Consider the following 21,741-nt stretch of genomic DNA (forward strand, 5'->3'; position numbering starts at 1 on the left):
GTTCGACAAGGGTCCCACGGGACGCGGGTAATGTCGCGGCATGACGACTGCCACGGCCGGTGCCCCCACGGTGGGCACGCTGCTGCGCGCATGGCGGGACCGGCGCCGGATGAGCCAGCTGGAGCTGGCGCTGCGCGCCGGCTCCTCCGCCCGCCACATCAGCTTCATCGAGACGGGCCGTTCGCGGCCGAGCCGGGAGATGATCCTGCGCCTCGCGGACCACCTCGACGTGCCCGTCCGGGAACGCAACGCCCTCCTCGTCGCCGCGGGATACGCCCCGCACTTTCCCGAACGGCCGCTCGGCGACCCGGCGATGCATGAACTGCGCGCCTGCCTGGAGCTCCTGCTCCGCGGCCACGAGCCCTTCCCCGCGCTCGTCGTGGACGGCGCCTACCAGGTCGTGGCGGCCAACCGGGCCGTCTCCCTGCTGCTGGACGGCGTCGCCGAGGAGCTCCTCGTCCCGCCGCTCAACGCCATGCGCCTGACCCTGCACCCCCGGGGCATGGCCCCGCGCATCCGCAACTACGGCCAGTGGCGCGCCCACTTGCTGCACCAGATGGAACGCCGGCCGGCCGCCCTGCGGTCGGCGCCGCTGCGCGCCGTCCACGAGGAGGTCAGCGCCTATCCGCCGCCCGACGTGCCCGCCGAGGGGCGGACGGACGACTGTCCGGTGGCCCCCTTCGCGCTCCCCCTGGTGATCGAGCACCACGGCCGGACGCTCTCGTTCATCTCGGCCATCTCGGCCATCTCGACGTTCAACACCCCCATGGACGTGACCGTCTCCGAACTGGCGCTGGAGACCTTCCTCCCCGCCGACCCGGAGACGGCCGCGTACCTCCGGGAGACGCTCACGCCGTAGCGGGCATCCGGTCCAGGAACCCCAGGACGCCGCGGATGCGCCCGTCCTCGGCGAGCACGGCGACGTCCGACCCCGCGAGGGGCGCCGAGCCGTCGGCCTCCGACACCAGCTCCCAGGTGAACCGCACGGCGTCGTGGTGCCCGTCCACGTCCCCCGTCAGCCGGTAGACGAACCCGGGGAACTGTGCCTGTGCCCCGGCTGTCACGGCGGCGAGCGCGTCGTGCCCGCGGACGTCGGTGAACGGGTCGGTGTACGTGCCGTCCTCCGTCCACGCGGCGGCGACGGCCCGGGCGCGGGCGTCCGCGTCGGTGGCGTTCCAGGCGGCGAAGTAGCGGGCGATGGTGTCCTCGTAGCGCGACATGGTCGGCTCTCCCTCTCACGATGTCTCATGACATCTCACGACGTCTCACGACGGGTACGGAAAGGCCCCCGGACCCGAGTGCGCGGTTCCGGGGGCCATGGCTCAACCCTGTCGTGTGCGGGAGGCGGGCGCGATTACCCGCGAGGTAAGCGCCCCTACGCCGCGGTGGCCACCTCGGCGGCCGGGGCGTCCTCGGCCGTTTGTGCCGCCCGTGCCGTCCTGGGACGGCGCGCCGCCATCCACGCGTAGACGAGGACGCCGGCGAAGAGGAACAGCACGCCCTGGTAGACCGCCTTGTAGCCGGCGCCCGCGACCAGCCAGAAGGAGAACGCGAACGCGCCGAGCGCGAGGATCATGTCGCGGGTCAGCCGGCCCGCGCGGACGCGCTCCCGCTGCCCGGTCAGCAGGAAGTAGATCTGCGCGGCGGCGGCCAGCAGGTACGGAACGGTCGCGGAGAACGTGGTGACGAGCACGAGGATCTCGAAGACCCCGCCCGCGCCGGAGACGTAGTTGACCACGGTCAGCGCGGTGGCCAGCACCGACGCCGCCAGCACGCCGACCGTCGGCACGCCGCGCCGCCTGCGGGCGAACGCGGCCGGGAACAGGCCGTCCTTGGCCGCCGCGTACGGCATCTGGGCGCTCATCAGCGTCCAGCCGTTGAGCGCGCCCACGATGGAGATCACCGCGGCACCCGCGATCAGCGCGCCGCCCCACTGGCCGCCGAACATCGCGTTGACCGCGTCGGAGAACGGCGCGGTGGAGCCGACGAGCTTGTCGTGCGGGACGGTGCCGAAGACGGAGAGCGTGCCCAGCAGGTAGACCACGGCCGCGCCGATGGTGCCGAGGACGCTGGCCCGGCCGACGTTGCGGCCCGGGTCGCGGACCTCGCCGGCGCTCATGGCCGCCGACTCGACGCCGACGTAGCTGTAGAGCAGGATCGCCGCGGAGGCGGACAGCCCGCCGGCCCAGCTCCCGCCGCCCTCGTGGAAGTGGCCGAGGTTCGCGGGGTCGAAGAAGAACAGCCCGACGACCGCGACGAACAGCAGCGGCACGAACTTCAGCACCGTGGACACCAGCTGCACGGCCCCCACCCAGCGCGTGCCGGCCAGGTTCGCCAGCGCCGGCAGCCACAGCATGGCCAGGGCGACGGCCAGGTCCGTGCCCATGGAGCCCTTGCTCCCGGTCAGGACGTGGAAGTAGCCGACGCCGGCGACGGCCAGGGCGGCGTTGCTGACCCAGGTCATGGTCCAGTACGACCACGCCGAGAGGAACCCGGCGAAGTCGCCGAACGCCGCGCGGGCGTACACGTACGGGCCACCGGTGTGCGGATGCCGCTCGGCGAGCCGGCCGAAGACCAGCGCGAGCGTGATCGCCCCGACGGTCAGCACGCCGAAGGCCAGCAGGCTGACCGTGCCGAAGGGGGCGACGGAGGCCGGCAGCAGGAAGATGCCGCCGCCGATGATGTTCCCCATGACCAGCGCGACCGCTGTGGGGAGGCCGAAACGGCGCGTCTGTGTGCCGTCGGTCGTGTCGTGCATGGGGATGGTGCGCCTCTCATCCTGCGGGCAGGTCGCAGACATGTGCGATACGAGCACATGGTGACCAGTGCGGGGCCCGGCGCAAAATCGCTCGTTTTTGTCCCGTGCCGGATACGTATCCACCGCAAAAGGTCCAGCGAACCGGCCCCCGGACCGCGATTCGTCCACCACCCCCGGAGCCCGGGCCGCCGGGACGCCCGGGGCCGGGACCGACCCGAACGGCTTCATGATCCGGTCGGCTTCATGATCCGGTCGGGCGGGAGCACGAAGCCCGCGAGGACGGCGGCCACGGCGAGAGCGGCCACGAGGACACCCCACCGGTGCCGCGCAGCCCCTCCAGGAGGCCGACGATCCCGCCCGGTGCCGAGGACGACGCGTCCCCGCCGTCCGGGCAGCCCGACCGGGCGTCCGCGAGGTCGTCCCAGGACGCGGCGTCCGCTCCCCGTGTCAAATCCCCGGACAAAGCCGCGACTGCGGCCCGGCTGCTCCCGGAGACCGGGTTATCCGTATACGCGACTAATAGCTCTTGCGGGTCAAGCCGCGTACCCGGGTATTGCCCGCCGCCACATGCCGCCGTCATCGTTTCCTTGACGGGAAGGGTTCTTCTCCCCGAGAGACAGCCCTCTTCATTCCGCTCATTCCGCGCGCCGTTCCGCGAACAACTCCTTGCCGCAGTCGACAAAGTACGACCGATCCAGGAGGAGAAACGCGCCGATTCACCGGGAAGAAGCGTCTCGTAACGGGCCTGACCGCAGCGTCGTTCGCGGTCGCGCTCACCGTCGGGTCCGGCGTTCCGGCCCAGGCGGCCGACGGGGAAGTGGTGGTGTTCAAGGCGGACTTGACGCCTCTCGAGCACTATGCCAATCCCGAGGGCTGCCACAACTTGCCTCTGCCGCTCCACCACGTCCTGGTCAATCTGACCAACAGCAGCGTGAAGCTCTACAACCTGCCGAATTGCGGCGGACTTTCGACATGGAGCATCAAGCCGGACCAGGGCGGCCATACGGACCTCTTCTTGAGCTTCAAGGTCTGAGGCACCGCTCGCGTGGCCCGGCGCGATGGCGGCCGGGCCACGCGCACATCGCCCTCACGGCAGAAGGCTCGCATACCCCAAGTACCCGTCCCCATTGGGGTGGTACGACTCCCACACCGCCAGGCCCGCCGGGTTGATCCACGGCCTCCCGGAGCACGCCCCGTGCCCCGCGAACCTCCCCCGCGCGTCCACGTACGCGAAACCCGCCGCGCGGGCACGGTCGGCGATGACCGCGTCCAGGTGGTTCAGGGCCGCGTCCATCCGGCGGGCCCGCGGCGGGGCCGGGACCAGGCAGGGGGCGTCGCCGAAGAGGTGGGGGTAGCCGAGGACGATCACGCGGGCGTGCGGGGCGCGGCGGGCGACGGCCGCGTACGCCGCGTCCAGACGGGCGGGGAGGGTGTGGTCCATCAGCCGCTCGGCCCGGTCCGTCTCCGCCTCGCACGTCGTGGACGGGCCGATGCTGCACGCCGGCATGACGCGCCCGTAGTCGACGTCGTTGCCGCCCAGGGTGAGGGTGACCAGGTCGGTGTCCGGCCGCAGGGACGGGAGTTGACGGATGAGCAGGTCGTGGCTGGTCGCGCCCGCGCAGGCCGCGAAGCGGAAGTCGGTGACGTGGTGCGCGGCGGCCCACCGGGGTCCGTAGGCGTGCGGGCTGCGGAAGCACCGGCCGGAGGACAGGTCGTAGTCGTGGGCGCCGAGGCCGGAGGAGAACGAGTCGCCGAGGGCGGCGTAGGAAAAACCCGGTCCCGCGCCGGCGGGCACGGGGACCGCCCAGCTCAGGGCGAGTGCGGCGGCGAGGGCGGTGGTGAGACGGGCGGCGCGGCGGGGGGTACGCACATGGGCTCCTTCGGCTTCCCGGTGAGGTGGTTTCTTACCGCCTTCCTCGCCGTTCCACTCGTCCCCCTTTCGGGCGCGCCGCGCGAAGGGCGGGAGGCGCCCGCCCCCGCACGGCTCCCCGTCAGAACTTGCGCGAGCTGTTCCGGTCGCCGACGACGCACGCGTTGAGCTTGCGCTGGATGGCGTCCGCCTGGGCGCGGGTCCGCTTGGCCGCGGCGTACTCGCCCTCGTGCTTGAGCCGGTTGGCCTTGGCCTTCAGCTTGGCGATGTCCCGCTGCATCTCGGCGGGCTTGCAGGTGACGGCGTGCGCGGCGACGGCCTGGACGGGGGCGGACCCGAGCAGGACACCGCCCGTCAGGACGGCGGTCGCGGCGAAGGTGGATATACGACGGCGCATAACTCTCTCCAGACCGGGTCGAAATGGACCCGATGGGGGGTGTCTGATTTAGGTCGGTCACCATATACGAGGCGGCGCGGAGGGCCCGTTCCGGCGGGGCCTTGTGCCCAATTCCTCCCGCCTCAGGGCTGTATGTCGCCAAGGGCACGAAAGCGCATTCCAGCCACGGGGGCGCAAGGTGCGCGGGATGCACCGGGCGCGACTGAGCTGCATGCGAATGGGCAGGATGCCCGTATGACGACCACGCTGCTGCGAACCCCCCGGCTGACGCTGCGCCGTTGGCGCGAGGACGATCTGGAGCCGATGGCCGCCATCAACGCGGATCCGGAGGTGATGCGCTGGATCGGCGACGGATCCGTGCAGGACCGGGGCCAGACCGCCGCCGGGATCGCCGCGTGGGAACGGGAGTGGGACGAGCGGGGCATCGGCCTCTTCGCGGCCGAGCTGCGCCAGGGCCGTCAACTCATCGGCTTCGTGGGCCTGTCGGTGCCGCGCTACCTGCCGGAGATCCTGCCCGCCGTGGAGATCGGCTGGCGCCTCGGCCGCGCGCACTGGGGCCGGGGCCTGGCCACCGAAGGGGCCCGCGCCGCGCTGGACTTCGCGCTGAGCGGCCGGGGGCTGGCCCGGGTGGTCAGCGTCCACGCCATAGGGAACGACGCCTCCGAGCGGGTCATGCGCAAGCTCGGCATGCGGCGGGAGCGCGAGACGCGGCACCCGGCGCTCGGGGTGCCGCTGCGCGTGCACGTCCTGGAGCCCCGCCTCTAGTCCCGGTCCTCCGCCAGTCCCGGTCCTCGCTGGTCCCAGTCCTCCGCCGGCCGCGACGCGTGCAGGACGGCGTGGTACCAGCCCTCCGCTTCCCGTCCGGCCGGGTCGAGCCCGGCGGCCCTGACGCGCTCCAGGGCGCCGCGCCGCTCGTCCGGCCCCGTGAAACGCCGCTGGGGGTAGGTGCGTTCGGACGTTCTGGTGGCCAGCCCGTGCCGGCGCAGGACGTCGGCGACGGGCCGGTAGTCCACGGGCCGTACGGCGAACGCGACCACCCAGGCGCGGCCGCCGGAGGGGGCGACGACGGCGTCGAAGGTCCGCGGCCCGACGTAGCTCAGGCCGCCGGTGACGGTGACCAGCCCGCCCCGGGCGAGCGCCGCGGCGAGGGCCGGGCTCGCGGGGGCGGTCTCCAGGTTCTCGGCGAACGCGGCGTCCAGCAGCCCGGCGGCGGCCGCGTAGGCCACGGCCCGCGGCGAGACGTCCACGCCGACGACCGGGACGGCGTCCGGCCTGCGGCGCGACGCGTAGAACTCCCGGTCCGCGGCGGCGAGTTCCGCGGGCGCGAGGCCGGCCGCCGCGGGTCCCGTGTAGCGGTCGTAGAGGTCGTCCAGGGTGATGTCGTGGTTGAGCAGGGCGGCGTTGATGCCGTAGGAGCAGCAGAGGTCCACGACGGTGACCGGCACGCCGGGCCGGCGGCGGGCGAGTTCGGCGACGGCGGCGCGGAAGACCGGCTGCGCGTGGTGCGGGATCCGGTACTCCAGGGGCGCCAGCCGGGTGAAGTAGGCGCGCGGGTCGGGCCGGTCGTAGATGTCGTCGAAGCTGGTCATGCCCCGCGGCGGAGTCATGCCGTCCTCACGTCCATGCCTTCCTCACGTCCATACCGTCCTCACGTCGCGAGCGGGCCCGCGGAGGCGGCCCGCGCCTTCCGGCCGCCGCCGGGCTCCAGTACCCGTGACCCGCCGACCGGCAGGTCCCACAGCTCGTCCCGCGGTCTGCCCGTCGCGGCCCACGCCGCCCGCACCCTGCGCAGGGGTTCGAGCGGCGGCTCGGCGGAGAGCAGGAACGTCCCCCAGTGCATCGGCGCCATCGCCCGGGCGCCCAGGTCCTGGCAGGCGCGCACGGCCTCCTCGGGGTCGGTGTGCACGGGGCCGAGCATCCAGCGCGGGTCGTACGCGCCGATCGGCAGGAGCGCCAGGTCGATGCCGGGGTAGCGGGCGCCGATGCGTCCGAACCAGTGGCCGTAGCCGGTGTCCCCCGCGAAGTGGACGCGCTGCCCGGACGGGGCCGTCACCACCCAGCCGCCCCACAGGGAACGGCAGGTGTCGGTGAAGGTGCGCTTGCTCCAGTGATGGGCGGGGACGAAGTCGAAGCGCACCGGCCCGGCCGCGCCGGGCAGTTCGACGGCCTCCCACCAGTCGAGTTCGGTGACGCGGGTGAAGCGGCGGCGGCGCGCCCAGCGGCCGAGGCCGGCGGGGAGCAGGAGGTGGGTGTCGCGGGGCAGCCGCTTGAGGGTGGCGGCGTCCAGGTGGTCGTAGTGGTTGTGGCTGATGACGACGGCGTCGACCCGCGGCAGGTCCCTCCAGGCCACCCCGACCGGGGTGATCCTGGGCGGGGTGCCGAGGATCCTGCGGGACCAGACGGGATCGGTGAGCACGGTGAGGCCGCCGATGCTCAGGACCCAGCTGGCGTGCCCGGCCCAGGTGACGGCGACGGTGGCCGCGTTGACGGCGGGTGGCGCGCCGGGGTTCACGGGCACGCCGGGGATCTCGCGCAGGGAGGCGGCGGAGGGGCGCAGCCTCCCCTCCCGGGCGAGGCGGGCGAAGGCCCGCACGCCGGGCAGCGGGGCGGTGAGGCGGTCGGCGAACGACCGGGGCCAGATGCGGATCTCCCCCGTGGGGCGCGGGGCCGCGAGGGAGCGCTCGGTCTGCTCGGTCATCGAAGGGCTCCGTTCGGGGAGAGCAGGCTCATCGACGGTGGACGGACATCATCGGCGGGCCGGTCTCAGCCGCCGGCCAGTTCGGCGAACGCCGCGCCGAGGGCGTCCAGGGCCCGGGCGACGTCCGGCAGCGCGGGCGGGTCGGGGTCGTCGAGGGCGCGGCGGCGCAGGTCGTCGCCGGTGTCGCCATCGTTTCCCAGGAGCGGGAGCGCGGAGAGACGGACGCGCAGGGCGTCCGGTTCGTCCCCGAACCGGTGTCCGCCGGGGACGGGCCGGCCGAGCGCGGCGGTCAGCCGGTCCTCCAGTTCGACGGAGTCGGTGACCGCGCGCCGGGCCAGCGGCGCGCGCAGTTCGCCCAGGTCCGCGTAGAGGTGCGGGCCCGTCTGCGGGGGGCGTGCGAGCACGCCCTCGGCGGTGATCCGCTCGTGGACGGCACCGGTCAGGGACGCGTACAGCCGGGCGGCGGCGGCCGCGCGGGCGCGGACGGGCGCGGGCTCGCCCAGGGCCCACAGCGCTGCGGCCGCGACGGGCGGCGGCAGTTCCGCGCGCAGCGCGGCCAGGACGGAGAGGGCGCGGGTGCGCAGGACGGGCCCGGGGGCGGTCCGGGGGAAGAGGGCGACGGCGGCGGGCCAGGCGGCCGGGACCGGACCGCCGGCTAGGTCGGTGAGGACGACGACCCGGTCCGGGTACATCTCGGCCGGGCCGACGAAGACGGTGGCGTGCGGGTCGTGCCGGCCGTCCCGCCAGGTCTCGTCGCTGATGACGGTGAGTTCCTCGGCGGCCGCGGCCTCGCAGACCTCGTGCAGGGTCTCGGGCGGGGCGACGGTGCCGGTGGTGTCGTCGGCGACCGACAGCACGAGGAACCGCGGTCTGCCGCCCTCGGCCCGGATCCGGGCCACGGTCTCCAGCAGGGCGAACGGGTCGGGGACGCCGCCGCACTCCGCCGGTACGGGCACGTGGTACGCCAGCCGCCCCGCGAGCCGCGCCAGCGGGGCGTACCAGGCGGCGCACGGCCGCGTGAGCAGGACCTCGCCGCCGGCGGACGCGAACAGGGCGAGCAGCAGGGGCTGGGCGCCGGGGGCGGCGACGACGTCGGCGGGGTCCGCGGCGAGCCCGCGGCGGGCCCAGTGGCCGCAGGCGGCGGTACGGAGCTCCCGGCTGCCGCCGAGGGGCTCGGGGGCGGCCCGGCCGGCGGCCGCGGCGAAGCGTTCGGCGAGCTCGGGGAGTACGGGGAGGGAGGGCTCGGGGCCGGGGAAGGCGGTTCCGCCTTCGGAGGCGGGGACGCCGGGGGGTGGCGTGGAGCGCTGCCGCATCCGTGCACCTCCTTCGCTGCGTGCCCGGCCTTTGCCCCGGGCTGCGCCCCGGGCCGTGCCCCGGCCTGTGCCCCGGCCTGGCGTGGCGCGTTTTTCCGTCCACCTTCGCAGATGGGGCGGGGTGGGGCCGCCTGGCGCGGGCGGGTGGGTGATGGCGGCCCGGGGGATTCTTCCCCAGCCCCGCCCTTTCACCGTTTCCGCAGGGGCTGCGCCCCTTCGCAACCCGCGCGTTTGAGGACGAGCGGCGGAGCCGCGATACGGGGTCCGGGGCGGAGCCCCGAAGCGGGGCGCAGGGGCGCAGCCCCGCAAGGGGGCCAGGGGCGAAGCCCCGGTGGGGGCGCAGGGGGCGAAGCCCCCGCTCACCGCGCGCAGCGCGGTGCCGGGCCGAGGGGCGGAGCCCCGGAAGAAACGGTGAAAGGACGGGGCGGGGGCACACCTCCCCCGACACCATTCCCCGGTACGGGTGAAACCCGACGAACTCCTGTACAGGGACCGGCCATTCGCCCCCCACCCTCCCCCGCAAGGCCGTCTTCCCCCCCGCCCCCGGACAACTAGCCTGGTTTCCATGAACATTCTGGGGACTTCGCTAAGGGTGTGCGTCCGCGATCTCGAAGAGGCGATCGCCGTCTACGAACGACTCACCGGCGCGGAAGCACTGCGCTTCCGGCGCGGAGGCGTCTCCGTCGCGGCCGTCGGTTCGTTCTTCCTGATGAGCGGCCCCGAGGCGGAGTTGTCCATCCTCCGGAAGATCACGGCCACGATCGCGGTGACGGACGTCGACGAGGCCCTCGCCGACCTGACGGCGGTCGGCGCGGACATCATCGCCGGCCCGGTGCCGACCCCCATCGGCCGCAACCTCGTGGCCCGGCACCCGGACGGGTCGATCTTCGAGTACGTGGACCGCAAGCAGGACTGATACGCCCGGCCGCGGGTCGTCACCCGGCCTCGGTGGCGACCCGCAGGCCGAAGCCGATCAGGACGACACCGGTCACCCGGTCCAACACCCGCCGCACGCGCGGCCGTTCGAACACCGACCGCGCCCGCGAGACGAGCCAGACGTAGCCGCCCAGCCAGCCCATCGTCAGCGCCGCGTGCAGCAGGACCAGCAGGCCCATGCCCGCCTCCGTCGACAGCCCGTCCGGGGCGAGCGTCGGCAACAGGCCCGTGTAGAACACGGCGATCTTCGGGTTCAGGACGTTGGTCACCAGACCCGACACGTACGGGCTCCGCGCGCCCTTCGACTCCTGCGGTCGCGGCACCGCCGCCCTCCGGCTCTGCCACAGCGCCTGGACGCCGAGGTACGCGAGGTACGCCGCGCCGAGGATCTTGACGACGAAGTACGCCTCCGCCGACGCGGCGAGCACGGCCGCCAGCCCCACGACGGTGAACACGCCCCAGATCAGCAGTCCGGTCGTGATCCCGGCGGCCGTCCGCAGGGCCTCCGACCGTCCGGAGGCGATGGCGCGCTTGGTGACCACGGCCATGTCGGGCCCGGGCACGATCGTGAGCAGGGCGAGCACGCCCGTAGCCGTTGCAACTTGCATCCACATGCACCCAGTGTGCGGGGCGCTGCCCGCTCGGGGTGATCAGGGTAGGGCCTGGTGCCAGAGGCCGGCGAGGAATGCGCTCCAGGAGGGAGCAGGGAAGGAAATGGTCGAACCGTGGGGAATCTTGCTGTCCCGGACCGGTATGCAGTCGGACATGCTGTCCGCAACTTCAAGGCACTCTGTTCCGGTATTGGTGCTGTAGCTGGACTTACGCCAGACCATTTCAGACATTCGAGATACACCTCTCACGAATAGCGTTCCTTCAACACCGATCTGACCAAGGCAGACGACTCCTTGGGCGGCAGCGCTTCCGCGCAGAGCAACGTGAAGGCTTCCTCCGCCGAGGCCAGGTCCTTCGGCTCCGCCAGCAACTGCTCACCCAGGAAGCCGTCCACGTGCACCACATCGGTGCCGTCATCGAAGGAGAGCAAGCCAAACGGTGACACGATTCCGTGAAAGGAGTCTTCCCCCTCGGGGACCACCTGCACGACGTGCGGCTTCGCGTCTGCCAGCTCCAGGAGCCTCTCCAACTGCCCCTTCATCACAATCGGCCCGCCGAACATTCGCCGGAGAGCTTGTTCATCCAACACGATCCACAATTGAGGCGGATGCTCACGTGCCAGGATGCGCTGACGCACCATTCGAGCCTGCACCAGTTCCTCCTGGTTCCGCGCACGGCCAGTTGCCATCAGAGCCCGGGCATACTCCTCGGTCTGAGCGAGCCCCGGCACCAACTGGCAGTTGAACCGGCGGATGACCGTCGCTTTCTCCTCCAGCTCCACGTATTTACGGAACGACGGCGGGAACGCGCACTTCAACACAAGCCGCCACAACCGGGTAAAGCGCCCATGAGAACCCGGGAAGATCCGATCGCACGCCTCCGCGAACCCCGGAGGGGGAACACGCTGCCCTGCTTCCACCTTCGCGACCAGCGAGTACCCACAGTGCGCCTCCTTCGCCAGCTCCTTCCGCGAGATTCCCAGCCGCTCCCGCTCCAGCCGCACCTCGACACCGAAGTGCTCCAGCGGCGACTCCGGCTCAACAGCCTCCGCACCCATGCGCCAACCCCCGATGATCTTGAGACAGTTGGCCCCGTCCAGGCCCCCGTCTTGTTCACCCCATGAGCACAGCACGACCCTTGATGTGCAGACAGTGAACATCGAGAGGTTCCCCCCATGGCCTGTACCCCCGAACAAGCTCGCGAAGCCTACGCACCCCTGATCGGCGAACTCGTATGGGACGCGGCCCGCAAACGCGTGGGCGAGGTCATGGACCACCGCTGGTCGCTCTACCGGCTCCGCCCGCCCGGCGGCGGCGTCGAGTGGCACGCCGTCCCCGAGAGCATCCGCTCGCTCAACGGGAGCGGAAAGTGAACAACCAACGCACGCCACCGCCCCGTTGCGCCGAATGCGACCGCATCAAGGCCGCGTACTACCGGGCGACCCGCGAGGGCGACCGCTCCGCCGCCACCGACTGGACCGTCCTCATGGGCCGCCACCAGCGCACGGCGCACTCATGAGCAGGACACCGGCGGCGAACTGCCGCCATCCCGGGCCGGGTTGGGCAACCGACCTCCACGTCATCACCTGTTCCGACTGCGGGGTGCGCCGCTTCCCCTCGTACGCGGCGCTGCGGTGGTCCGGCCAGGAGTACCGGGACGCGGGGCCCGCGTTCAGTGGCCCGCCGGCCGCACCAGCCCCGTCTCGTACGCGAAGACGGCCGCCTGCGTCCGGTCCCGCAGGCCGAGCTTGAGGAGGATCCGGCTGACGTGGGTCTTCACGGTCTGTTCGGCGACCACCAGGCGCTCGGCGATCTCGGCGTTGGACAGGCCCTGGGCGACCAGCGACAGCACTTCCGTCTCGCGCTCGGTCAGGGCGCCGACCCGCTCCTTGAGCGGGGCGCGCGGAGCGGCCCCGCTCATCCGGGAGAACTCGGCGATGAGCCGCTTGGTGACGCTCGGCGCGAGGAGGGCGTCACCGGCGGCCACGACCCGTACCGCCTGGGCGAGTTCCTCGGCCGAGGCGTCCTTGAGGAGGAAGCCGGAGGCACCGGCGCGCAGCGCCTCGTAGACGTACTCGTCCAGGTCGAAGGTGGTCAGGACGAGGACCTTGACGGTGGCGTCCGCCGGTCCGGTGAGGCGGCGGGTGGCCTCGATGCCGCCGAGGACGGGCATGCGGATGTCCATGAGGACGACGTCGGGGGCGAGTTCGGCGGCCTTGCCGACGGCGTCGAGTCCGTCCACGGCCTGGCCGACGACCTCGATGCCGGGCTCGGCGTTGAGCAGCACGGTGAAGCCCTGGCGGACCATCGCCTGGTCGTCGGCGATCAGCACGCGGATGGCGGTCGTCATGGGGTTACCTCGGCGGAAGGGGAAGCGGGCAGGACGGCGGCCACCTCGTAACCGCCGCCCGGGACGGGTCCGGTGGCGAGGTCGCCGCCGAGCATGGCGGCGCGTTCGCGCATGCCGAGGATCCCGTGGCCGGCGCCCGGCGAGGGCGGGGCGGGGCGCTCGGGCGCGGAGTTGGTGATCCGGACGGAGAGGGCGCCGGGCCCGTACGCCGTCTCGACGCGCACCGTCGCGCCGGGCGCGTGCCGCATCGCGTTGCTCAGCGCCTCCTGGACGATGCGGTACGCGGACAGCTCGACGCCGGGCGACAACGGCCGCACCGGGCCGGTCGTGGCGGTGGTGACGGTGACCCCGGCCGCGCGCACCTTGGCGACCAGGTCGTCGAGTTGGGCGAGGGTGGGCTGCGGGGCGTGCCGCTGCGCCTCGGCCGGACCCTCCGCCGAGCGCAGGACACCGAGGACGCGGCGGAGTTCGGTGAGCGCCTCGACGGCGCTCGCGCGGATGCCGGCGAGGTTCTCCCGCAGCTCCGGGGAGGGGTTCTCGACCAGGTGCGGGGCGACCTGCGCCTGGATGGAGATGACGGACATGTGGTGGGCGACGACGTCGTGCAGTTCGCGGGCGATGCGGCCGCGCTCCTCCAGGAGGGTGCGCCGGGCCCGTTCGTCGGCGGTGAGTTCCTGCTGCTCGGCCAGGCGGGTGCGGGCCACGCGGCCCTGGCGCAGCGAGGCGCCGAGCACGACGGCCATGGCGAGGACCAGGGCGTCCCAGGTGACGGCCTGCGGGCGGCGCCCGACCACGAACACGATGTCGGCGGCCCCCGCGAGCAGGGTGACGGCCAGCGCCGCGACGGCGGCGAGAGGGCGGACCCGCAGGGCGAGCAGGAGCAGGACGAGGGTGTGCAGGAGCAGCGCCGACAGGCTCCAGGGCCACCAGACGGTCATACCGGGACCGGGCTCCTCCGCCAGCGCCCCGGTCAGGGAGAGGGCGAGGGTCGACAGCCACCAGGCGGGGACGGGACGGGAGAGGGCGAGGACGACGGGGGCGGACTGCAGCATGGTGAGGAGTGCCACGGTCGAGTCCGCCGCGAGGATCCGCTCGTTCTCGCTGGCGTTGTAGAGGGCCAGGAGTGCGGCGAGCAGCACCACGTGGAGGTGCGGCAGCGGGCCCAGCCAGACGGAGCGCGGCATGGGATCACGCGCGAGCGTGAACAGATCCGTGCGCAGGGCGCGCGGTATCGCGCGCAGCGTGGCGGCCATCTGTTCCCTGCCGCCTCTTTCGTCCCCCCGTTTCACAAGATCCACCCTAGACATGTCGTACCTCCTGCGTACCGGCGGGACGGCGCACCTCGTGGATACGGCGCACCTCGTGGATGTGGAAGGCGGACCGGCACACCAGCAGCGCCGCCGCGAACACCGGCAGCCAGGCGAGCCGGGCGAGCGCCCAGCCCGGGCCGTCGGGAAGGGTGTGCAGGCCGGGCAGGGGCCGGCCGGCGAGGAGACCGAGGGCGGTGACCGCCATCATCGCGGTCTGGTGCCAGAGGAAGACGGTCATGGCGGAGAGGTTGAGCAGGGCCACCGCGAGCCAGGCGGCGGGGCGGCGCAGCACGCGGCGCAGCGGGCCGAGGAGCAGCAGGGCCGCCCCGCACTGGGCGAGCCCGAAGGTGACGGCGGCGAGGGTGGGCGGGTTGAGGTTGGAGATCCGGGCGCCGGGGACGCCGACCATGGCGGCGGGGTAGCCGGCCCACAGCACCAGCGCCGCGGTGGCGGCGGCCCCGCCGAGCAGCAGCGCCCAGCCGGTCGTCCGGCCGCGCGGGCCGCCCCGGGCGAGGGCGGCGCCGAGGCAGTACGGCACGAGCCAGCCCGCCGCCACGTTGATCCAGCCGAGGGCGGCGGGGCCGTCCGCGCCGAAGCGGACCAGGTCGACGAGGAGGACGACGGCGAACGGCCAAAGCGGGTGCAGTCGCGCGACGAGCGGGGTCGCCGCGGTGAGCACGGCGAGGACGAGCAGGAACCACAGCGGGGAGAGCACGAGTTTGAGCAGCGCGTGCAGGGTGTCGAAGGACGTCCCGGCGGCGAGCATCGCGACCGACGCCGTCGCCCAGACGGCGATCAGGGCGGGGACGGGGCCGAACAGCCGGGATATGCGGGCCCCGAGCCACCGCCGGTAGGGCACTTCCCGGGAGGAGGCGGCCGTCCGGCCGGCCACCATGAAGAAGACGGCCAGCGGCTGGAGCAGCCAGGAGACGGGCGTGAGGGCGGGCATGGCGTGCAGCGGGCTGACGGCGCGCACCGTGCCGCTGTCGGTCACGAGCGCGGTGACCAGCCAGTGGCCGAGCACCACGCCGAGGATGGCGAAGGCGCGCAGCGCGTCGAGGGCGCGGTCGCGCCCGGGCGGGGTGGCGGCGTCGACGCGCCGGGCGAGGTCACGCACGACCGTGCCCGGTGACGATGCGGGCGATGCTCTCCAACGGCACGGAGCCCGGCCGCAGATAGTCGCCGTGGCCGCCGTCGCCCGCGGCGAAGACGCGGGCGCCGAAGGCGGGCGACACCGGGTCCGTGCCGAACCCGACGGTGGTGAAGGGCAGTTCGAGGCGGGTGTGCGGCACCTCGGCGATCCAGTCGCCGGTGGCGCGGCCGGCCCAGACGACGGCCCGGGTGCGCAGGGCGGCGACGTCGCGGGCGCCGGTGCCGGGGCTGCCGTAGAGGACGAGGTCGGCGACGTCGAGTCCGGCCGCGGCCCGGCCGCAGACCACCGAGCCGTAGGAGTGGCACAGCACGGAGGTGCGGGCGCCGGGTGCGGCCCGCCGCAACTCGGCGACGAACCGCCGCAGTTCACCGGCGGCGGCGTTCGCCCGGCCGGGGGTGAGCACCTCGGCGCTCGCCGTGGCGGGGGTGCGGTAGCCGAGCCAGGCGACGACGGCGGACCGCGCGCCGAGCCGCTCCCGGAGCGCCGTCGCGCCGGCCCGCAGCCGCCCGTACTTCTCCGGGCCGGTGTCCGATCCCGGCACCAGTACGGCGATCCGGTCGGCCCGGGACAGGTCGCCGACGACCTCGGCGGACCGGCCGCCGTCGCGGCCGTCGAAGGAGAGGAAGTGCCGGCCGGGCGCGGCCATGGCCTCCAGCGCGGCGGCGCGCCGGTGGTCGCCGTGGGCCCCGGCCGCCCGCCCGGCCGCCCGGATGTCGTCGCGGACGGCGGCGTAACGGCCGTCGAGGGCGGCGGGGGCGACGGACCGCAGCGGCGGCAGGGCGGACGGCTCGGGTGCCGGGACGGCGGAGGGCCGGGCCACGGCCGACACGGGCACGGCCACGGAGGCGGCGACGAGTGCGGCGAGCAGGGTGCGGCGTGCGGGCGGGCGGGGCGCCATCGGAAAGGTCCTTCCGTACCGGGTTCTCGGGGTGTTCGGTAGGGACGGTAGGAAGGGGGCCGGGTGGTCGGCGTCCCGCTGCGGGGTACTCCCCGCGGGTAGCCCGGAAGTATGACGAGTAGGGGGTGGCACCTCCCTGAACAGCAATTTTGCTTCGAACGGAAGATCGGGTAACGTTTTTGCCGCGCCGCTAGCTCAGTTGGCTAGAGCGACTGACTCTTAATCAGTAGGTCCGGGGTTCGAGTCCCTGGTGGCGCACTGCTCATCGTGGCCCCCGCCGGTTCGTCCGTCGGGGGCCACGGTCGTTTCGCGCCGTACGCCCGGTGGTACCCCTGTTCGCATGCCCGGACCGGACGCGGAGGTGTCGCGATGACCGAGAACGTGGGGGTGGCCGAGGCGCCGCCGCCCGGTGACGCCGCGCCGCGGGCGACGGCCACGACGGCGGTGGTACTGGCCACGCAGATGTGCCGGTTCGACGACGTGCTGGGCGCGGCCGCGGCCGACCGGCTGCTGGAGGAGGGGTGCCACGCGCTGATGGCCGAGGTCCGGGACCGGGGCGCCGAGGCGGAGTCGGTCGTCCCGCCGTCCTGGCGCTGCGCCGACCAGACGGCGCGGTTCCCGGCGCTGGTGGCGGTGGTGACGCGACTGGCGCCGATGGTGATGACGCTGCTGGGGGTGCCGGTGACCGACGCGCGGGTGTCCTTCGGACTCACCATGCACAACGAACTCCCCGGCGGCGAAGGGGCGCAGCCCGCGCCGGTGCGGGACTCCGCGGGCGCGGGCCGGATCACCTTCCTCTACCACCTGCACCGTAGGCCGCGCGGGTTCACCGGCGGTCAGACGCGGGTCTTCGACAGCACGGTCCGCGAGGGCCGGCCGGGCGTCGCGGAGTCGTTCCGGGACGTGCGGCCCGACCACGACTCGCTCCTCTTCTTCCCCGCCGACGCCTGGTACCAGGTCCGTCCGGTGACCAGCCCGTCCGCGAAGCTGCTGGACAGCCGGTTCGCGTTCCACGGCTGGCTCGGCGCGGCCGACCGGTGATCCCGTGACTCCCGCGCCGCCCTCCGTCCGGCTGACCGTCGCCGTCGCCGTCCGCGACGACGACCACGACGGGGCGTACTTCACCGCCCTGGCACTCCGGCTCCACCATCCCGAGGCGGCCGGCCGCTGCGACCTCCTCGTCGTCGACGGCGATCCGGACGGCCCCGGCGCGCCCGCCCTGCGCGGGCTCCCCTGGCTGCGGTACGCGACCTGCGAGCAGGTGCGCGGCTCGGCCCTGCGGGACCTCGCCGTCCGCGAGGCCCGCACCGAGTGGGTGCTGTGCGTGGACTCCGGGGCGCTGCTCGCGCCCGGCGCGCTCGCCCGCCTCCTCGCCTTCGCGGACGCGCGTCCCGGCACGCGCGACCTGTTCCAGGGGCCGTTGCTCGACGAGGACTTGCGCACCGTGCGCACGCACCGGGACCCGGTGTTCGACGGCGCCTCGTTCGGGATGTGGGGGTGCGACCCGCGCGGCACGGACGCGGACGCGCCGCCGTTCGAGATCGGCATGCAGGACCTGGGGCTGTTCGCCTGCCGACGCGACGCGTGGCCCGGCTTCAACCCGCGGCTGCGCGGGCACGGCGCGGAGGAGGGCTACCTGCACAAGAAGTACCGGGCGGCGGGAGCACGGGTGCTGTGCCTGCCGTTCCTGCGGTGGACGCGGCGCCCGCGGGACGGCTCTCCCGATCCTGCCGCGATCTGCCGCGACCGGCTCCTCGCGTGGGAGGAGGCGGGCCTGGCCGTGGAGCCGGTGGTCGACCACTGCCGGGAGGCGTACGGGGACGTGGTCGACGGGTGGGTGGCCGGGCACGCGGCGGAGCGGTCGCATCCGCTCGACTACTTCGACGCGATGCTGTGCGTCAACTCCGATGCGGAGCCGTCGCGTTGGGTCGCGGCGGCGCGGCGCTTCGGCCGGCTCGGCGCCGACGGGCTCGTCCGCCGTCTCCCGGCGGTCGCCGGCTCTTCTCCGGGCGTCGGGTACGCGCTCTCGCACCGGCGGGCGGTGGAACTGGCGCGGCGGCGGGGTCTGGAGCACGTGCTCGTGTTCGAGGACGATGTCACGTTCTGCCGCGATGCGGAGGTGTTGCTGCGGGGGCACGTGGGGGAGCTCGCGGACCGGCGGTGGACGGTGTGCCGGCTGGGGGACGGTGCGGTGGCGTATCACGGGCGGGTGTTCGAGCGGCTGTTGGCGGAGGTGCCGGGCGGGGAGGGTGAGGTGGCGGTGTGGGTGGCGGCACATGGGGGGTGGGAGCGGTATGTGGACCGGCGGTTCGGGGAGGGGGTGGTGGGGGTGGTGCCGGCGGTTACGGCTCGGGCCTGATTGGTCGGTGATTTTGCCCCGGACCCGCCCTTTCACCGTTTCTTCCGGGGCTCCGCCCCATGGCCCGCATCACCCTTCGGGCGATGTCCTCAAACGCCGGACGGGCTGAACCAGCCCGTCCGGCGTTTGAGGACGAACGCGGCGCAGCCACGTTGCCCCGCGCGGAGCGCGCGAGAAACGGTGAAAGGGCGGGGCAGGGGCAAAACACACACCGCTCAGCCAAGCGGCAACACCGCCCGCACCACCGTCCCTCCACCTCCCCTCACGTCCTCCACCGCCAGCACACCCCCCACCTCCTCCGCCAGCTCCGCCAGCAGCCGCACCCCCGCCGTCCCCGCCCCGTCGTCCACGACCTCGACGGTCACCTCCGTGCCGCCCGGAACGGTAAGCCGCAGCGTCGCCCGCGCCGCGCCGGCATAACGCACCGCCTGGTTCAGGGCCTCCTCCGCGATGCGGTACGCCGCCGCCTCGCAGGCCGCGGACAGGTCGGGGACGGTGTCGGGCACGTCCACCGAGACGGCCGCGTCCGAGAAGCGGGCGGCGAGCAGCCGCAGGGCCCCGGGGAGGCCGTGCTCGTCGACGTCCGGCGGGCGCAGCCCGTCCGCGAGGCGGCGCACCTCACGGAGACCGTGCTCCGTCCCGGCGCGCGCCGCGTCGAGCATCTGCCGCGGCACCCGGGCATCGGCACCGGCCAGCAGCGACCCGGCGGTCTCCACGTTGAGCCGGATCGTGGCGAGGACGGGCCCGAGCCCGTCGTGCAGTTCGCGTCGCAGGCGCCGCCGTTCGTCCTCCCGGCCGGCCACGGCCCGCTCGCGCCCGGCCCGCAGCCCGTCGTGCAGTCCGGCGTCGCGGACGACGGGGGCGAGCCGGGCGCCGAGGTGTTCGAGGACGGCGCGGTCGTCCTCGTCCAGGTCGCGCGCGCCGACGGTGAGGCGGCCGACGCACTCGCCGTGGTGCCGCAGGTCCACCGTGGTCGCACCGGAGCCGTCGGACAGCCCCCCGGCGCGGGCGAGTTCGCGGAAGCCGTGCGGCGTGCGCACGGCCACGGCCGCGGCGGGGACGCGGAACCCGCGGACGAGGACGTCGCAGACGGCCCGCCCCGCCTCGGCGGGCGTCCGGCGGCGGGCGAGTTCGTCGCCGAGCACGCGCAGCGCGCCGTACGGCCCGGAGCGGCGGCCGTGCGGCAGCAGGTCGAGGGCGCGCAGCAGCCGGGGGACGGCGGGCGGGGCGACGAGGGCGACCAGGCCCGAGGACACGGCCGCGGCCGTGACGCGCGAGGCCCCGAACCCGTCCGTCAGCAGCGCGCACAGGCCGCCGTAGAGACGGGAGAGGCCGAGGCCGAGGACGAGCGCGACCACGACGGGCCGCAGCAGGCGGTCGGGCCGGACGGGGTCGGCGGCGCAGACGACGGCCACGGCGACGGCGGCCGCGGTGCCGACGGGCGGCAGGGCGGAAGGCGGCAGCGACGGAGCCGTCCAGTACGCGCCGCACGCCGGCAGCAGGACGACGAGCCGGTGCCGCGCGACGCCCCGGGCGCGCACGGCCCGCGGGACCAGCCGTACGAGCACGGCGAGGGCGAACGCCTGTGGCAGCCAGGGGAACCGGTCACCGAAGGGCGGCGACGCCAGGCAACTGCCGAAGACCACCACCGCCGCGCCGGCGGCCGCGCTCCGGAACCGGGACAAGCCCTCGCACCCGGCGGACCACAGCGGTACCAGCGCGAGGGCGCCCTGCCCGCCGAGCGCCCCGGCGTTCGTCAGGAGCGGGACCCAGCCGGGCGGCAGCGGGCCGGTGATCCGGGCCGCCGCCGGTCCGTCGAGCACGGCCCCGAGCACGTACAGCCCGGTGAGGCCGGAGACGGCGAACAGGGCGCGGGCGAGCCGCCGCCGGTCCGGGCGCCGGCCGCGCAGCACCGACGCTCCCGCGGCCAGGAAGCAGACGGCCGTCACGGGACCGCCGCCGGACCGGGCGAGTTCGGCCGGGGCACCGCCGAGGGCGACCAGGGCGAGCGCGGCCGCGAGGGGGGCCAGGCACAGTCCGGCGAGACAGTGACCGGCAAGGGCCGCCCCTCCCCAGCCCCTTGAGGGCGGGACGGCCGGGACAACAGGGGCGAGTGAGCCGTTCGATGACACAAGGTATGTATGCGCTCACAGTTGGTCGATCAATCCTTGTTCGGACCCCGCACCCTCCCCGCACCATTTTGCTTCGAACAGGAGATCAGGTAACGTTCTGCCCGCGCCGCTAGCTCAGTTGGTTAGAGCGACTGACTCTTAATCAGTAGGTCCGGGGTTCGAGTCCCTGGTGGCGCACTGGAATTCGGGCCCTCGCCGGTGAACTGGCGGGGGCCCGAAGCGTTTTGCGGCACTGTGCGCCACTCAGGCCCGTGCGCCGCTCAGGCCCGTACGCCGCTCAGACCCCGGCCAGCGCCAGCGCCGCCGTGTACCCCTCCCCCACCTCCACGTCCCGCAGCGACCAGCCGTCCGGCGAGGCCGGTTGCTCCCCGCACCCCACGTACGTCACCGACAGGGCCTCCGCCAGCCCGGTGCCCGTGCCCTTGAGGTACGCCTCCTTGCGCGTCCAGCAGCGCGCGAACGCCCGGACCCGCTCCGCCTCCGGGAGCGCGGCCAGTTCGGCGGTCTCGCGCGGGTGCAGCGAACCCGCGACGTCCGCGACGACGGACGCCCTCGGTTCCTGCTCCACGTCCGCGCCCACGGGCACGTCCGCGAAGGCGAACAGCGCCAGGTCGCCCGCGTGCGAGAGGTTGAAGTGGAGCGGGGCGCCCGGCACGGCCGGGCGTCCGTGGGGCTCGCCGCAGCAGGGGCAGGGCTCGCGGACGAACTCCACCTCCTCCGGGGCCCGTCCCAGATAGGCGCCGAGCAGCCGGCGCAGCGCGACGTGGGCGGCGACGTAGCGCTCGCGGTGTCCGGCGCGGGCGAAGGCGGCGGCGCGGGCGCGCTCGCCCGCGTCGAGCACGTGCTCGTGGCCGGTGGTGCCGTCGGCGCCGCGCAGCAGCCACACCTCGGGTCCGCCCGGGGTCCACGGGCCGGGCAGCGGGTCGTCACCGAACGGCCGTGGGCGCATGGGCACG

The 21,741-nt window shown here is 74.1% G+C and carries 25 protein-coding genes and 2 tRNA genes; 11 read left to right on the forward strand and 16 right to left on the reverse strand.

Annotation, left to right across the window (positions count from 1 at the left end):
- Positions 1-40: 40 nt before the first annotated feature.
- Positions 41-859 (forward strand): helix-turn-helix domain-containing protein, encoded by an 819-nt coding sequence (locus I5Q34_RS28935; protein WP_199895402.1) that lies wholly within the window; start codon positions 41-43, stop codon positions 857-859.
- Here the strand turns inward: I5Q34_RS28935 and I5Q34_RS28940 are convergent.
- Together I5Q34_RS28940 and I5Q34_RS28945 are read right to left on the reverse strand one after the other, a co-directional pair.
- Positions 849-1,220: a nuclear transport factor 2 family protein gene (locus I5Q34_RS28940; protein ID WP_199895403.1), complete on the reverse strand. Its 372-nt coding sequence runs from the start codon at positions 1,218-1,220 to the stop codon at positions 849-851. The two genes, I5Q34_RS28935 and I5Q34_RS28940, sit on opposite strands and share 11 nt — an antisense overlap.
- A gap of 155 nt (positions 1,221-1,375) precedes the next feature.
- Positions 1,376-2,758, reverse strand: coding sequence for an amino acid permease (locus tag I5Q34_RS28945; protein ID WP_199895404.1), 1,383 nt, complete (start codon positions 2,756-2,758; stop codon positions 1,376-1,378).
- 526 nt (positions 2,759-3,284) lie between these two features.
- Between I5Q34_RS28945 and I5Q34_RS28950 the strand changes: the two genes are divergently transcribed.
- Entirely contained in the window at positions 3,285-3,791 is a 507-nt protein-coding gene (locus I5Q34_RS28950) for a hypothetical protein (protein ID WP_199895405.1), read from the forward strand.
- A gap of 54 nt (positions 3,792-3,845) precedes the next feature.
- Here the strand turns inward: I5Q34_RS28950 and I5Q34_RS28955 are convergent, their stop codons facing one another.
- The gene (locus I5Q34_RS28955) at positions 3,846-4,628 is read right to left on the reverse strand and encodes an SGNH/GDSL hydrolase family protein (protein WP_199895406.1); all 783 of its coding nucleotides are present in this window, start codon (positions 4,626-4,628) and stop codon (positions 3,846-3,848) included.
- 121 nt (positions 4,629-4,749) lie between these two features.
- On the reverse strand, positions 4,750-5,025 hold the full coding sequence (locus tag I5Q34_RS28960) for a hypothetical protein (protein ID WP_199895407.1): 276 nt from the start codon (positions 5,023-5,025) through the stop codon (positions 4,750-4,752).
- A 234-nt stretch (positions 5,026-5,259) separates the two neighbouring features.
- Between I5Q34_RS28960 and I5Q34_RS28965 the strand changes: the two genes are divergently transcribed.
- Complete coding sequence (locus I5Q34_RS28965; RefSeq protein WP_199895408.1) at positions 5,260-5,790, forward strand: GNAT family N-acetyltransferase; 531 nt, start codon at positions 5,260-5,262, stop codon at positions 5,788-5,790.
- Here I5Q34_RS28965 and I5Q34_RS28970 read toward each other — a convergent pair.
- The 3 genes from I5Q34_RS28970 to I5Q34_RS28980 all read right to left on the reverse strand — a co-directional run bounded on the left by I5Q34_RS28970 (position 5,787) and on the right by I5Q34_RS28980 (position 9,036).
- Positions 5,787-6,632, reverse strand: coding sequence for a hypothetical protein (locus tag I5Q34_RS28970; RefSeq protein WP_234429687.1), 846 nt, complete (start codon positions 6,630-6,632; stop codon positions 5,787-5,789). The genes I5Q34_RS28965 and I5Q34_RS28970 overlap by 4 nt on opposite strands.
- 41 nt (positions 6,633-6,673) lie before the next feature.
- Complete coding sequence (locus tag I5Q34_RS28975; RefSeq protein ID WP_199895410.1) at positions 6,674-7,723, reverse strand: MBL fold metallo-hydrolase; 1,050 nt, start codon at positions 7,721-7,723, stop codon at positions 6,674-6,676.
- A 65-nt stretch (positions 7,724-7,788) separates the two neighbouring features.
- Complete coding sequence (locus I5Q34_RS28980; protein ID WP_199895411.1) at positions 7,789-9,036, reverse strand: aminotransferase class I/II-fold pyridoxal phosphate-dependent enzyme; 1,248 nt, start codon at positions 9,034-9,036, stop codon at positions 7,789-7,791.
- A gap of 565 nt (positions 9,037-9,601) precedes the next feature.
- On the opposite strand from I5Q34_RS28980, the gene I5Q34_RS28985 reads away from it, so the two are divergent.
- The gene (locus I5Q34_RS28985; RefSeq protein WP_199895412.1) at positions 9,602-9,952 is read left to right on the forward strand and encodes a VOC family protein; all 351 of its coding nucleotides are present in this window, start codon (positions 9,602-9,604) and stop codon (positions 9,950-9,952) included.
- 19 nt (positions 9,953-9,971) lie between these two features.
- On the opposite strand, the gene I5Q34_RS28990 is transcribed toward I5Q34_RS28985, so the two are convergent.
- The 3 genes from I5Q34_RS28990 to I5Q34_RS29000 are packed head-to-tail and all read right to left on the reverse strand — an operon-like array spanning position 9,972 to position 11,641.
- Positions 9,972-10,586: a LysE family translocator gene (locus I5Q34_RS28990; protein WP_199895413.1), complete on the reverse strand. Its 615-nt coding sequence runs from the start codon at positions 10,584-10,586 to the stop codon at positions 9,972-9,974.
- A gap of 36 nt (positions 10,587-10,622) precedes the next feature.
- On the reverse strand, positions 10,623-10,814 hold the full coding sequence (locus I5Q34_RS28995; RefSeq protein ID WP_199895414.1) for a DUF397 domain-containing protein: 192 nt from the start codon (positions 10,812-10,814) through the stop codon (positions 10,623-10,625).
- A gap of 14 nt (positions 10,815-10,828) precedes the next feature.
- Positions 10,829-11,641 carry a helix-turn-helix transcriptional regulator gene (locus I5Q34_RS29000; RefSeq protein WP_199895415.1) on the reverse strand — a complete coding sequence of 271 codons (813 nt, stop codon included), beginning with the start codon at positions 11,639-11,641 and terminating at the stop codon, positions 10,829-10,831.
- Between the two features lie 117 nt (positions 11,642-11,758).
- Here I5Q34_RS29000 and I5Q34_RS29005 point away from each other — a divergent pair, with 117 nt between their 5' ends.
- The 3 genes from I5Q34_RS29005 to I5Q34_RS36175 are packed head-to-tail and all read left to right on the forward strand — an operon-like array spanning position 11,759 to position 12,335.
- Positions 11,759-11,956, forward strand: a complete 198-nt coding sequence (locus I5Q34_RS29005; protein ID WP_199895416.1) for a hypothetical protein — start codon at positions 11,759-11,761, stop codon at positions 11,954-11,956.
- Entirely contained in the window at positions 11,953-12,102 is a 150-nt protein-coding gene (locus I5Q34_RS29010) for a hypothetical protein (protein WP_199895417.1), read from the forward strand. Before I5Q34_RS29005 ends, I5Q34_RS29010 begins: the two co-directional genes overlap by 4 nt.
- Positions 12,099-12,335 carry a DUF6255 family natural product biosynthesis protein gene (locus I5Q34_RS36175; protein ID WP_374193070.1) on the forward strand — a complete coding sequence of 79 codons (237 nt, stop codon included), beginning with the start codon at positions 12,099-12,101 and terminating at the stop codon, positions 12,333-12,335. The genes I5Q34_RS29010 and I5Q34_RS36175 overlap by 4 nt, the downstream gene beginning before the upstream one ends.
- Here the strand turns inward: I5Q34_RS36175 and I5Q34_RS29015 are convergent.
- Genes I5Q34_RS29015 through I5Q34_RS29030 form a run of 4 tightly spaced genes read right to left on the reverse strand, consistent with a single transcriptional unit; the run spans position 12,256 to position 16,294 of the window.
- Positions 12,256-12,933: a response regulator transcription factor gene (locus I5Q34_RS29015; protein ID WP_199895418.1), complete on the reverse strand. Its 678-nt coding sequence runs from the start codon at positions 12,931-12,933 to the stop codon at positions 12,256-12,258. The two genes, I5Q34_RS36175 and I5Q34_RS29015, sit on opposite strands and share 80 nt — an antisense overlap.
- Positions 12,930-14,186, reverse strand: coding sequence for a sensor histidine kinase (locus tag I5Q34_RS29020; RefSeq protein WP_234429688.1), 1,257 nt, complete (start codon positions 14,184-14,186; stop codon positions 12,930-12,932). The genes I5Q34_RS29015 and I5Q34_RS29020 overlap by 4 nt, the downstream gene beginning before the upstream one ends.
- A gap of 46 nt (positions 14,187-14,232) precedes the next feature.
- Positions 14,233-15,360, reverse strand: coding sequence for an acyltransferase (locus I5Q34_RS29025; RefSeq protein WP_199895420.1), 1,128 nt, complete (start codon positions 15,358-15,360; stop codon positions 14,233-14,235).
- Positions 15,353-16,294 (reverse strand): alpha/beta hydrolase, encoded by a 942-nt coding sequence (locus I5Q34_RS29030; RefSeq protein ID WP_199895421.1) that lies wholly within the window; start codon positions 16,292-16,294, stop codon positions 15,353-15,355. Before I5Q34_RS29030 ends, I5Q34_RS29025 begins: the two co-directional genes overlap by 8 nt.
- A 184-nt stretch (positions 16,295-16,478) precedes the next feature.
- Between I5Q34_RS29030 and I5Q34_RS29035 the strand changes: the two genes are divergently transcribed.
- The 3 genes from I5Q34_RS29035 (at position 16,479) to I5Q34_RS29045 (ending at position 18,653) form a co-directional block, all read left to right on the forward strand.
- A tRNA-Lys gene (locus I5Q34_RS29035) sits at positions 16,479-16,552 on the forward strand.
- Between the two features lie 111 nt (positions 16,553-16,663).
- Entirely contained in the window at positions 16,664-17,335 is a 672-nt protein-coding gene (locus tag I5Q34_RS29040; RefSeq protein ID WP_199895422.1) for a 2OG-Fe(II) oxygenase, read from the forward strand.
- Between the two features lie 4 nt (positions 17,336-17,339).
- Positions 17,340-18,653: a hypothetical protein gene (locus tag I5Q34_RS29045; RefSeq protein ID WP_199895423.1), complete on the forward strand. Its 1,314-nt coding sequence runs from the start codon at positions 17,340-17,342 to the stop codon at positions 18,651-18,653.
- Positions 18,654-18,868: 215 nt separating this feature from the next.
- Here I5Q34_RS29045 and I5Q34_RS29050 read toward each other — a convergent pair whose 3' ends face one another.
- Positions 18,869-20,785 (reverse strand): histidine kinase, encoded by a 1,917-nt coding sequence (locus tag I5Q34_RS29050; protein ID WP_199895424.1) that lies wholly within the window; start codon positions 20,783-20,785, stop codon positions 18,869-18,871.
- A gap of 103 nt (positions 20,786-20,888) precedes the next feature.
- Here I5Q34_RS29050 and I5Q34_RS29055 point away from each other — a divergent pair.
- A tRNA-Lys gene (locus I5Q34_RS29055) sits at positions 20,889-20,962 on the forward strand.
- A gap of 100 nt (positions 20,963-21,062) precedes the next feature.
- Here the strand turns inward: I5Q34_RS29055 and I5Q34_RS29060 are convergent.
- A complete protein-coding gene (locus tag I5Q34_RS29060) occupies positions 21,063-21,734 on the reverse strand; it encodes a 4'-phosphopantetheinyl transferase superfamily protein (protein WP_199895425.1) in 672 nt (223 codons plus the stop codon).
- Positions 21,735-21,741 lie beyond the last annotated feature (7 nt).

It is taken from the genome of Streptomyces sp. AV19 (assembly GCF_015999245.1).
Taxonomy (GTDB): Bacteria; Actinomycetota; Actinomycetes; order Streptomycetales; family Streptomycetaceae; genus Streptomyces.